This window comes from Mycobacterium sp. (assembly GCF_025965855.1).
Classification (GTDB): Bacteria; Actinomycetota; Actinomycetes; order Mycobacteriales; family Mycobacteriaceae; genus Mycobacterium.
The window spans coordinates 25,603-37,382 of sequence record NZ_JAOPWB010000229.1 but is presented as its reverse complement, the minus strand read 5'-3'; the positions used below and the strand labels follow the sequence as shown (position 1 = coordinate 37,382).

13 protein-coding genes and 2 pseudogenes are annotated in these 11,780 nt (G+C 64.7%); 7 read left to right on the top strand and 8 right to left on the bottom strand.

Features of this window, described 5'->3' with window-relative positions:
* The 7 genes and pseudogenes from JWP83_RS19605 to JWP83_RS19575 all read left to right on the top strand — a co-directional run.
* Positions 1–667, top strand: a pseudogene (locus JWP83_RS19605) (mammalian cell entry protein); the annotation flags it as partial.
* Positions 668–2,125, top strand: coding sequence for an MlaD family protein (locus tag JWP83_RS19600; protein ID WP_297733319.1), 1,458 nt, complete (start codon positions 668–670; stop codon positions 2,123–2,125).
* Positions 2,126–2,170: 45 nt separating this feature from the next.
* Complete coding sequence (locus JWP83_RS19595; RefSeq protein ID WP_297733316.1) at positions 2,171–2,818, top strand: mammalian cell entry protein; 648 nt, start codon at positions 2,171–2,173, stop codon at positions 2,816–2,818.
* Positions 2,819–3,048: 230 nt separating this feature from the next.
* Positions 3,049–3,531, top strand: a complete 483-nt coding sequence (locus tag JWP83_RS19590; protein ID WP_297733337.1) for a hypothetical protein — start codon at positions 3,049–3,051, stop codon at positions 3,529–3,531.
* A gap of 13 nt (positions 3,532–3,544) precedes the next feature.
* Positions 3,545–3,940 carry a DUF732 domain-containing protein gene (locus JWP83_RS19585; RefSeq protein ID WP_297733314.1) on the top strand — a complete coding sequence of 132 codons (396 nt, stop codon included), beginning with the start codon at positions 3,545–3,547 and terminating at the stop codon, positions 3,938–3,940.
* A 64-nt stretch (positions 3,941–4,004) separates the two neighbouring features.
* Positions 4,005–4,631, top strand: coding sequence for a CAP domain-containing protein (locus tag JWP83_RS19580; RefSeq protein WP_297733336.1), 627 nt, complete (start codon positions 4,005–4,007; stop codon positions 4,629–4,631).
* Positions 4,632–4,792: 161 nt separating this feature from the next.
* Positions 4,793–5,134: a lipoprotein LpqH gene (locus JWP83_RS19575; protein WP_297733311.1), complete on the top strand. Its 342-nt coding sequence runs from the start codon at positions 4,793–4,795 to the stop codon at positions 5,132–5,134.
* On the opposite strand, the gene JWP83_RS19570 is transcribed toward JWP83_RS19575, so the two are convergent.
* From JWP83_RS19570 to JWP83_RS19535, 8 genes and pseudogenes are all read right to left on the bottom strand, one after another.
* Positions 5,131–5,946: a hypothetical protein gene (locus JWP83_RS19570; protein ID WP_297733308.1), complete on the bottom strand. Its 816-nt coding sequence runs from the start codon at positions 5,944–5,946 to the stop codon at positions 5,131–5,133. The two genes, JWP83_RS19575 and JWP83_RS19570, sit on opposite strands and share 4 nt — an antisense overlap.
* A gap of 120 nt (positions 5,947–6,066) precedes the next feature.
* A pseudogene (locus JWP83_RS19565) lies at positions 6,067–6,480 on the bottom strand (helix-turn-helix domain-containing protein); the annotation flags it as partial.
* Positions 6,481–6,563: 83 nt separating this feature from the next.
* Positions 6,564–7,589, bottom strand: a complete 1,026-nt coding sequence (locus JWP83_RS19560; protein WP_297733305.1) for a phosphotransferase family protein — start codon at positions 7,587–7,589, stop codon at positions 6,564–6,566.
* The gene (locus JWP83_RS19555; protein ID WP_297733303.1) at positions 7,589–8,521 is read right to left on the bottom strand and encodes a hypothetical protein; all 933 of its coding nucleotides are present in this window, start codon (positions 8,519–8,521) and stop codon (positions 7,589–7,591) included. The genes JWP83_RS19560 and JWP83_RS19555 overlap by 1 nt, the downstream gene beginning before the upstream one ends.
* Entirely contained in the window at positions 8,518–9,363 is an 846-nt protein-coding gene (locus JWP83_RS19550) for an enoyl-CoA hydratase/isomerase family protein (RefSeq protein ID WP_297733300.1), read from the bottom strand. Before JWP83_RS19550 ends, JWP83_RS19555 begins: the two co-directional genes overlap by 4 nt.
* Before the next feature lie 2 nt (positions 9,364–9,365).
* Positions 9,366–10,178, bottom strand: a complete 813-nt coding sequence (locus JWP83_RS19545; protein WP_297733297.1) for an enoyl-CoA hydratase-related protein — start codon at positions 10,176–10,178, stop codon at positions 9,366–9,368.
* A 22-nt stretch (positions 10,179–10,200) separates the two neighbouring features.
* Entirely contained in the window at positions 10,201–10,986 is a 786-nt protein-coding gene (locus JWP83_RS19540; protein WP_297733294.1) for an enoyl-CoA hydratase-related protein, read from the bottom strand.
* A gap of 32 nt (positions 10,987–11,018) precedes the next feature.
* Entirely contained in the window at positions 11,019–11,777 is a 759-nt protein-coding gene (locus tag JWP83_RS19535; protein WP_297733291.1) for an SDR family NAD(P)-dependent oxidoreductase, read from the bottom strand.
* Positions 11,778–11,780 lie beyond the last annotated feature (3 nt).

Here is an 11,780-nt window from a genome sequence, read left to right as displayed (position 1 = left end):
GGCTGCCAGGCCAGCACCTCGGTCCAGCACCGCGTTTCGGGGCCGCGAGCAAGATCTGCGAAGCCTGATTGGGCAGCTGGACAAATTCGCCGCATACCTCAACGACCAAAAGGGTGACATCATCGCGGCCACCGAAAGCCTGAACAACCTGGTTGGGAAGTTCGCCGCCGAGCAACCGGTCCTGGATCGGGCCCTGGCGACCATCCCCGACGCGCTCGCGGTGCTCAACGGCGACCGGGACCAGCTCGTCGAGGCGGCCGACCAGCTGGGCAAATTCAGCGCCTTGACCGTCGACTCGGTCAACAAGACCAAAGAAAACCTGGTCAAGGAATTACAGCAAGTCGGGCCGGTGCTGGAGTCGCTCGCCAACGCCGGGCCCAGCCTGACCCGGTCGCTCAGCCTCCTTCTCACCTTCCCTTTCCCGAACGAAACCTTCGAGAACTTTCAGCGCGGCGACTACGCCAACCTGACGGCGATCGTCGACCTCACGCTCAGCCGAATCGACCAAGGGATATTCACCGGCACCCGGTTCGAGTGCCATCTGACCCAGTTAGAACTGCAGTGGGGCCGCACCATCGGCCAATACCCCAGCCCGTGCACCGCGGGTACCCCGTCCGTGCGCGGCAATCCGCTGACCGTTCCGTACCACTGGGACCAGGGGCCGTAGATGCATCTACACCGAAGAGTCAAGATCCAACTGGCTGTCTTTAGCGTGATCGCGCTGGTCGCGCTGGCAGTGATGTCTCTGCACTTCGTGAAGCTGCCGGCCATGCTGTTCGGCGTCGGTCGCTACACCGTGAAGATGGAGCTGCCGCAATCCGGAGGGCTGTATGGCACCGGCAACGTCACCTATCGCGGCACCGAGGTGGGCCGGGTGGAATCCGTGCGCCTGACCGACTCCGGGGTCGAAGCTGTGCTGACGCTGAAATCCGGTATCCACATACCGTCGGATCTCAAAGCCGAGGTGCACAGCCAATCGGCGATCGGCGAATCGTACGTCGAGCTGTTGCCCCGCAACGGAACTGCGCCGCCGCTGAAGGACGGCGACGTGATTCCGGTGGCCGACACCTCCGTGCCGCCAGACATCAACAGCCTGCTCACCGCCGCCAACACCGCTCTGGGGGCAATACCTCACGACAACCTGAAGACCGTCATCGACGAGTCGTACACCGCGGTGGGCGGGCTCGGCCCCGAGCTTTCCCGCCTGATTACGGGTTCGTCCAACCTGGCGATCGACGCGCGCAAAAACCTTGACCCGCTGGTGGCCCTGATCGATCAATCGAAGCCGGTGCTCGACTCGCAGACCAACACGTCCGATGCGATTGCGGCATGGGCATCGAACCTGGCCACCGTGACCACTGAGTTGCAGACCCACGACGAGGCCGCCGCGGGCGTCATCGACAAGGGCGGCCCAGCGTTCGACGAGGCACGTCAACTGTTCGAGCGGCTGCAACCCACCCTGCCAATCCTGCTGGCCAATCTCGTCAGCGTCGCCAAGGTCGCCCTCGTCTACCAGAACGACATCGAACAGCTGCTGGCGGTGTTCCCCATGTCCATCAACGCCGAACAGGCCGGCATCGTCGCCAACGCAAACACCAAGCAGGGATACCGGGGTCAGTACCTGAGCTTCAACCTCAACCTCAACCTGCCGCCGCCGTGCGCCACCGGGTTCCTGCCGGCCCAGCAGCAGCGGATCCCGACGTTCGAGGACTACCCGAACCGCCCGGCCGGCGACCTGTACTGCAGGGTGCCGCAGGATTCGTGGCTCAACGTGCGAGGCGCCCGCAACACCCCGTGTGAAACCGTGCCCGGCAAGCGCGCACCCACGGTGAAGCTGTGCGAAAGCAACGAACCGTATGTGCCGCTCAACGACGGCAACAACTGGAAAGGTGACCCCAACGCAACCTTGTCCGGTCAGGGCATCCCCCAGCTGCCACCCGGGTCTCCGCAGGCAGCTCGTCCGCCGGCTGCCGCGCCGCCACCCATAGCCGCCGCGCCGTATGACCCGGCCACCGGCACCTATATCGCACCGGACGGGCGTCAGTACACCCAATCCGACCTGGCCCAAAACGCGCCGAAGGACAAGACATGGCAATCGATGCTGTTGCCGCCCCCGGGCAGATGACAGCAATAACGCGCAAACGTTCCAATCACGATGACGGAGGACAGTATGTTGGTAGCGACTGATTCAGACCTGCGCACGGATGATGACGCAGTCGACCAAGTCGACGCAGTCGACGAAGTCGATGAGATCGACGAGGAGGGCGCAACCTCCGAGCCCGCTGCGGATGACGCAGACAGCGAACCGAAGGCCCGATCCAAAAAAAGAAAAAGGATGTCGCCGCAGCGGTGGGCGACGCTGTTCAGTCTGACGGTCGTCGTCGCCTTGTCGGTCCTCGTGGGATGGTCGGGATTTCGTGTCCACCAGTCGCAGAAGGCAGAGGTCCAGCGAAGTCAATTTCTACAGGTGGCTAGGCAGGGCGCGCTGAACTTGACGACGATCGACTGGCAGCATGCCGACGCTGATGTGCGCCGGATTCTGGACGGCGCGACGGGGGAGTTCTACGACGACTTCGCCAAGCGGTCAAAACCATTCATCGAGGTGGTTAAGCAAGCCAAGGCGTCCACGGTCGGCACGATTACCGAGGCTGGGCTGGAGTCGGAGACGGCCGACACAGCCCAGGCGCTGGTGGCGGTGTCCGTGCAGACGTCGAATGCCGGCGAAACCGATCAGGAGCCGCGGGCCTGGCGAATGCGCATCTACGTGCAAAGAGTCGGCGATCAGGTGAAGGTTTCTAACGTGGGATTCGTGCCATGATGCGGCTCAAGTCACGCCAAGCCGGCGACCAGAAGGGTATCGGCTCCGAGATGGAAACACCGGCTGAGCCAGTGCAAACGGCGATCATTGAGGACGAGACCGCGCAGGACGCGACCGTTGCGGATGACACCGCCGCCGACACGACAGCGAAGGACGATACCGAAGTCAGCGAGACCGGCACGGAGCCAGACGGGGCCGACGATGAGCCGCCGGCGAGAGAGCGCCGCCGCATCCGCTGGTCGCGGCTGATCACCTACGCGCTGCTGCCCGGGCTGGCTTTGCTGCTGGCATCAACAGCGGGCTATCTGAAATGGCAGGACGTCTCTCTCCGCGACGCTGCGGTTGCCCGCGCGGAATCCGTGCGGGCGGCCACCGACGGCACCATCGCGCTGCTGTCCTACCGGCCCGACACTGTGCAGAAGGACCTTGAGGCCGCGCGGGCCAGACTGACCGGCACGTTCCTCAGCTCCTACACATCGCTGACCCACGATGTGGTGATCCCAGGAGCCAAGCAAAAGCAGATCTCCGCGGTGGCGACTGTCCCGGGCGCCGCCTCGAAGTCGGCGACCGCCAACCACGCCGTCGTCCTGCTGCTGGTGAACCAGACCGTTATTGTCGGCCAGGACGCGCCGACCAACACCGCATCCAGCGTTCGGGTCACCCTCGACAACATCGATGGCCGTTGGCTGATCTCCGGATTCGATCCAGTCTGATCGGACGACGACCGTGCAGCACCGATCCGTATCCCATCGCACGCAGGACAAACTGCTTGCGGCTGTGGTTTTCGCGTGTGCAGGTCTACTCGGTGTCGTGCCAGTCGCGGTCACACCATCTGCACGCGCCGATGTGGTGGCCTATCTGGTCAACGTGACGGTGCGCCCCGGCTATAACTTCGCCAACGCTGACGCCGCCTTGAGCTACGGACATGGCATCTGCGACAAGGTATCTCAGGGCCGCACCTATGCGCAGGTGATGGGCGACGTAAAGGGCGACTTCAACACCTCCGACGAATTCCAGGCTTCGTATCTGATCAGTCAGGCGGTTAACGAACTGTGCCCCGCGCTGATCTGGCAGTTGCGAAATTCGGCAGCACACTACCGGCCACCGCTCGCCGGCGGCTGAACAAGAGGAGATCAACATGCAGTATCGGCCGCTTGCCCCGCCCGCCTTGGTGGTCGTCGCCGCCATGCTGGGTATGCCCGCCGCACATGCGGATGGTGACAACAACACGCTCGTACCGAACAACAAGCGACTCAATGACGGCGTGGTCGCCAACGTCTACCAGATGCAGCATCAGGCGGGCTGCACCAACGACGTCAGAAACAATCCCCAGCTTCAACTGGCTGCCCAGTGGCAAACCCACGATGTGTTGAACAACCGGAGCCTCGACGGTGACATCGGCTCAGACGGGTCCACCCCCCAAGACCGCGCCGGCAGAGCGGGCTTCCACGGTCCAGTGGCCGAAACCGTGGCGATCAATCCCGCCCTGGCGATCAGCGGCATCGAGTTGATCAACCAGTGGTACTACAACCCTGCGGATTTCGCGGTCATGTCCAATTGCGCCAACAGCCAAGTCGGGGTGTGGTCGGAAAACAGCCTGGATCGCACCGTCGTAGTTGCTGTCTACGGGCAGCCTGCGCGCCCACCGCAGGCACCGCCAACGGGGCCTGCGCCTGTGGCGGCCATGCAGGAGAACATTCCGCCCGATCCGACCCCGGACTACGACGCCAGCGACGAGGTCGAATTCGGCATCGGCTGGCTGCCGTGGATCCTGCGCGGCGTGTACCCACCGCCCGGCCAGCCGCCGCAGTAGGCGAGCGCGGTGATCGGAACGGCCCAACGATCACACGGTCGCCAACACAGCGAGGTGAGTGCATGCAGAGCCGATACATTGCCGCGGCAACGCTAGTAATCGGGGGCGTCGCAAGTTGTTCGTCGCAATCGCCGGCGCAACCGACACTGCCCGAAGGCGCCTTGGCCGCCGGCACCGCGCAAGTGATTATCGATGCTGCGGGCAGCAAGACAACGGGTGACGTCAGGTGCCAGACCATCCAATCTCTGACGAGCGTCGTTATCGGCCAGACCGACGGTGAGGTGACTTTGCTGGTCGACAACGCGACAGCACCGACAGCAAAAGCGGTCACCTTCAACAACGTCGGCGGGTTCACCGGCAGCTATTGGACACATCTGCAGGGAAGTGCCCAAATCACTATGGTGGACCGGACCTACAGCATCACCGGTACCGCGGACGGCTTCGCCGCCGAGCACCCCAGCACCCGCACTGCGGAAACCTTCGCGGTAAAGGTGGCCTGCTAGCGTTCGCCGAGGACCGGCTGCACTCGTTCCCCCAGGCTGCTCGCGCCAGCCTCCGCAGCGGCGGCTGATCGTGGCGGCAGGAGCGACGCGGCAGCTCGCACCAGTAGGACCGCGAAGCAGATGCTCAGCACCGCTGCGGCCGCAACCACTGGCGTCGAGGTGTGCTTGAGATGCACGGCGATGATGGTCGGCCAGCCCGCGCCAAAGTTGGCCATGAAGAACGTGCACGGGAAAAGCACGAAGAGGCCCAGCAGCTGCCACTGACCGCTGCAGCGTGCACGCAGCTGCGTCGCCGCCACCGCGAAGCAGATCACCTGGGCGGCTTCGAGCACGCCAATCACCAAGGGGTACTGGAAGATCCGGAAGACGTGTGGCCCCCAGTAACTGTAGAGGCCGCCGTTGATGCCGACGATCTCGAACGTGGCCGATTCAAGCAACGTGATGCCGGCCCAGACAAACAGCGTGCGGCGAGTCATTAAGCCGCGGGCGATCTGGCGACTGATATAGATAGCAGGGGCGGCATACAGCACCACATAACCGCTGTGCGTCCAGATCGGTTGCGGGATGTCGAACGCGGTGAAATGCGTCCACATGCCTGGTGTGGAGTAGAAGTACAGCATCATCGCCACGTCATAAAGCGGCTCGGCGAATGCGCCGACCAAGGCCCCCAACACCACGAGCGCATAGAACGGCGTCCGTTCGCGCATACCCATCCGGATCGCGATTACCAACAGAATCGCCGTCAGGCCCCAGCTGAGGTCCGTCAGGATCGCCTGCGTGGTGAGGTTCAATTGGTGATCGATCGGTGGCACGTGGCCAGGGTACGGGACAGCTCACCCAGTGCGCGTCCCCCAACCAGCGGGATTTTCTCCTCCGACAGAGTGACAGCGCTACTCCGAAACGACTCACACCACAGTCGCGCCGTTTATGTTGCGCCGAGATCGACATTCTGCAGCGAAAGATCTGGCGTCCCAGCCGCCGCGATCGGCGCCGAACCGATAACGGGCCCGGTAGCGGCCCGGCGCCTCGCGGCAGCGCCCGCTGCGATCGATCTCGCGCATGATCGTCGACGGCGCCCGTCCCAACCGGCGAGCCATAGATCGAATCGACTCGTGACATTCGGTGCCGACCCGGATCTCCTCGCGCTCATCGGGCGACAACCGCGGCCGCTTCTGCCCCTGGGGCTCCTTGAACTGTGCCTTCACCCCGCCAGCATCACGAAACCACCGCCCTCCAGTGGTTTCCGACACGCCGAGCCGCCCCGCGGCCACCCACGGCGGCACACCCTCGGCGACCAATTCCCAATACCGACGCCGAACCAACTTCAACGCCAACAGACGGGCCATCAACACTCCTCACCGCGAAGTGTTGCAATCACCCCTTGAAATCAACCGAGAAGAGTTCTGCAAAACGTGCATGCCGATGCAAATCAGGTGTGCGCAAAGCCTTCGGCGGCTAGCCGCTCGCCAGCGGCGAGGAAAGAACTCACCAACGTGGGATCGGCGTAATACGGGTCTCCCACACCGTTTTCGAACCGCCTGCGGCTGTACTCGTAGAGCGCGGCAAGTTTGTACATCGCCAGCGTGGCATACCAATTGACTTCCGACACGTCAGCCCCGGTGCGGTCGGCGTACCGGTCGATCAGCTCCGTGCGTCCGGGGTAGCCGGGCTCCCGCACCGCGGTGCCCATCGCCGACGTCGGGACCAGAGGCTCGTCCGGCATAGGGTACGAGGTGAGCAGGTATCCCAAATCGGCAAGGGGATCGCCGATCGTGGCGAGCTCCCAATCGAGGACTGCGGCAACGTGACCGGTTGCGGTGTCGACAATCATATTGCCGATGCGAAAGTCATTGTGAACAATCGCATTTCCCGATTCCGGCGGCAGGTGCGCCTGCAGCCAGCCGTCCAGCGCGGCGAAGGCGCGCGGCACGCTTCCGTCGGCCGCGATCAGCGATCGCATCCTCCGCAACTGCCGCTCGTTGAACCCGTCGGGCTTGCCGAAATCGCCGAGCCCGACCTCACGCCAAGCCACCTTGTGCAGCGCGGCGAGAGTATCCACCAACGATTCCCCGATGCGCCGGCGCAGCTGTTCGTCGTCCTGTGGCGCGGGCGTCGATTCGGTGATGACGACCCCATCGACGAAGTCCATGACATAGACCGGCACGTCGAGCAATTCTCCGGCGGCCGCGACAGCGCGCACGCGCGGAGTCGGGACGTCGGTCCGCTCGAGCGCGGTCAGCAGCCGCGCTTCCCGCAGCACATCGTGAGCGCCCGGCGGCAGCGGCGGCGGCGGTGGTCGGCGCACGACCGTTCGCGAATGCCCGTCTGATACCAGGAATGTCAGGTTGGAGTGTCCGTCGCCGATAGCCTCGGCGGAGATCGCTGGGCCGCAGAGTCCGCGGTCGGCCAAAAACAGGCCCAATCGTGAGAGCTCCTGCTCAGACCATGACCACATCAGGTCTCCCGCGCCGACAGATAGTCGAGATAGCTCCCCTGCCAATGTGCCTCGAACTGTCCGGCACCTTGTTCGCCGTCGATGACCGCTCGGCAGGCACCTTCACGGATCACCGTTTGCAACCTGTCGTGCGTAGGCAACTCGATCACACCGAAGACGTCGAGTTCGAGCTCCGTTCGCGCACCGGTGCTGTCGATCAGGGTCGAACGGAGTCGACGCTGGCGCATCTGTTCACCGTATTCGGCGTGGTGGTCGATGCGGTTGACCGGGTAGGTGACCCCGTCGCGGACGACGTAGCCGGCGAAACCCCACTCGCCCTTGGCGATCCATATCCATCCGTTGAGCGCCTTCCCCGATTCGGTATAGGCGACAAACCATTTCCAATGCTGCGGCACGCCCCAGTCGCGGACTCCCCAGGAGTGGTCGCGGTGACCCATTCGGTCCCACTCGATGCGGCGGCCGGCGACTTCGAGTCCACCGCGCACCCGACCCGTCTGCTCGATCCGGTTCACCGCGAACCACGACGGGAGGCCGTCCGGATTGCGGTGATAGCTGAACGCATCGTGAATGCCCTTGAATGCAAACTCGATTCGGACGTCGTCGCGGTCGTAAGTCATGAGGCAGGTCTTGCGCAACTCGGGTTGCGTGAGAGTCAACCCGTCGAACGAGAATTCGTCAAAGTCCGCATGTTCCGGAACCCGCCCCTGGTGGAGGTGCTGGGCCAAGGGGCGCTCGTCTGGGCCCCAGACGCAGACGTTGTAGCCGGCCTTCCCGCTGCCGGTCAGGTAGAGGTAGACCTGCACACCGAGTTCTTCCTCCGGCATGACCAACTGCCAGAACAGGCTGTCGCGTATTCTCTCCCCGGCAAACGGGCGGTGTCGCAGGTCATCAGCCGGGCCGAGCCCGTCGCGCAGCTGCCCGGCGGTGGTCACGGCGTCTGCCCTTGCAGGCTCGCCAGCGCGCTGCGGGTCGTCGGCACCTGCATCGCCAGCGTCTGGCCACGGACGTCCACCTCGAGCGCGGACCGGAATGAGTTGTTCTCGAGGTTGCGGACCAACGCATTCTTGGTGGATCTCGCGCTGTCCTCAGAGTTTTCCGCGATGCTTTCGGCCAGTTCGATCGCCGCGTCGAGCGCGCTGCCCGTCTCGGTGAGCTGGTCGGCCAGTCCGATGCGCCGGGCTTCGACGGCTCGTACCGTGCGTCCGGTGAATGCCAGCTCCGCCGCCCGGCCCGGTCCGATCAGCCGGATCAGGTTCCAGGAGGTGCCAAGCTCGCCGATCGACAGCCCAACCCGCACGAACCCGGCGCTGAAACTGGCGGTGTGGTCGGCTATCCGGATGTCGGCGGCCAGTGCCAACGACAGTCCACCTCCGGCCGCCGGGCCGCTCACCGCGGCGATCACCGGATACGGCAGCGCGCGCAGCCCGGTGGACCCGCACGCGGCCGTTTCGACGAGATCCGTGAATTCCGACACCGACAACCGCGTGAGGACATCGACCTCGTCCAGGTCGAAGCCGGTGCAGAACGCTTTTCCCCCCGCCCCGGTGATGATCAACGCGCGCAGCGGCGCATTGCGCAACATCGCCGTAGCCCAGGCGATTTCGCCGAACATCTCCACCGTTTGCGAATTTGCCCGGTGTGGTCGGTTGACGGACAACACGACGATGCCGTGAGCGTGCTCGTCGAACGTCAGCGTGCGCGCCGTGCGCAGCTCGTCGAGGACGCACGCCAGCGGGCGTCGCGACACCCGATTCCATTGCGAGGTGGTGGTCATGCTCAACGTCCGGAGAAGTTTGGTGACCGTTTGGCTTTGAAGGCCTGCAGCGCCTCGGTCATGTCGTCACAGCGCGTCAGGAGCGCCTGCCCGCGGTTTTCCAATTCGAGCGCCGCCGCGAAGGACGCGACTTCCATGTTGGCCTGCAGCGCGCGTTTGGAAATCCGGATGCCGCCGGGGGAATTGGCGCAGATCTGGCCTGCCATCGCCAGGGTCTGGTCGAGCAGGTCGTCGGGGCCCGTCACCCGGTTGAGCAGGCCGAGCCGTTCCGCCTCGTCGGCCTCCACGATGCGGCCCGTGAACCCGATCTCCGCGGCGGCCGAGGGACTGATCAGGCGCGGCAGCAGCCAGGAGGCACCCAGGTCGCCGGCCGATAGCCCGATCCGTACGAAGGCGGCATTGAACTTCGCTTTCGGGGAGCCGAGCCGGATATCTGCCATCAACGCGAGCGACATGCCGCCGCCGGCGGCGGGGCCGTTCACGGCCGCGATCACCGGGACCGGTACCGCACGGACGGCGCTGAGCGCGCGAGCGGCGCGCTCCTGACGATCCAACATGCCCAATGCAGACAACGAGGCCAGTTCTTCGGCTTCGTCGAGGTCGTATCCCGCGCAAAAAGCCTTGCCCGCGCCGGTCAGAATCACCACCCGTATGTCGCGGTCGTCACCCACCGCCCGCGCCACCGACTCCAGCTCGTCGAACATGGTCATGGTCATGGCGTTGAGGCGGTCGGGTCGGTTCAGGGTCACCTGGACCACACCGTCAGCAGGAGCCTCGAGAAGCAACGTTTCATAACGCTTTTCGAAATCGATCATGACAGCTACTCCATCAGTTGGGTCACGCGAATTGGGGTGCTCGCTTGGCGATGAATGCGCGGATTCCCTCGACCGCCTCACCCCGCTCGAACAAGTCCTGGACCTGCTCGACCTCAAAACGCAGCCCGTCAGGCAGCGGGCGGTCGTAGGCTGCATCGACTGTGCGGACGACGGCCAGCTGGGCGGATGTCGACGCCGCGGCCAACTCACGGGCCAGTTGCCACGCCGCGGCCCTGGCGGTGGTGTCCGGTTCAGCGAACCGGTCGATCAACCCGATCCACAACGCCTCGTCCGCCTCGACCTGGCGCCCGGTGAGCATGAGGTCCAGTGCTCGGCCGCGTCCGATGAGGCGGGGGAGTCGCTGAGTACCTCCGGCACCGGGGATCAGGCCCAGTTTGACTTCGGGCAGGCCCAGCCGAGCCCGGGCAGCCCCGACACGCAAGGTGCACGCCATCGCCAATTCGAGACCGCCGCCCAGGGCGAGCCCGTCGACGGCGGCCACCGAAATCAGGGGCAGGGCCGCGAGGCGCTCCAGCGCGCCGCGTAGCGCGTCGCCGTACTCGCGAAACGAAGCCGAGTCGACCGCCGACATGTGTTTGATGTCGGCGCCGGCAGCGAAAAAGCCATCCACCGCGGAAGCGACCACCAACACCTTGGCGTCGACGGTTTGGGCGTAGTCGATTGCGGTATGCAAGCCGGCGATGATCTTGAGCCCTAGCGCGTTAGCCGGCGGCCTGTCGAGCACGATCTCGACAATGGCCCCGTCACGGTTCCAGGTCACAGCCTCACGGCTTTGTGGTTGCGTCACGCAAATCTCCCTTGATTGCACGAGGATTGGGGTCAGGACATCGTGAGTCCGCCGCTGACCGACAGCGTCTGGCCGGTGATGTACTCCGCGGCATCGGATGCGAAGAAGGCGACGGCAGCGGCGATGTCCGACGGCTGGGCCAAGCGCTTCATCGGCACGGAGCGGGTCATGCCGCCGATCACCTTGTCGGCATCCTGCCCGGAGCTGTCGGCGAACTTGCGCAGCGCGGGCGTGTCGGTGGGCCCGGGGCAGACGGTGTTGGCTGTCACCCCTTTGGTCGCCACCTCGCGGGCCAGCGTCTTGGTGAAAGCGATGATGCCGCCCTTGGCGCCGGAGTAGACCGCTTCCAACGATGAGCCGACGCGGCCCGCGTCCGAACCGATGTTGATCACCCGACCGAAACCGCGATCCACCATGCCGGGCACGACGGTGTGGATGACGCGCAGTGCGCCCTTGAAGTTGATCTCAAGGATCTTGTCCCAGAAATCCTCTGAGGTTTTCAGAAACGGCATGAAGTCGTCCCAGCCGGCATTGTTGACCACGATCTCGATGTCCCCGAGCTCAGCGGCGACGGTGTTGACCGCGGCGCGCACCGATTCGGTATCGGTGACGTCGACGTGGACCGCGATGGCTTCGCCGCCGGCGCCGGCGATGCGCTTTGCGGTGGCTTCTGCCGCCTCCAGGTTCAGGTCGGCGACCGCGACCCGGAACCCATTGGCTCCCAGGGTCTCCGAGATGCCCTGGCCGATGCCTTGGGCTCCGCCGGTGACGAATGCGACACGGTTGGTCATGTT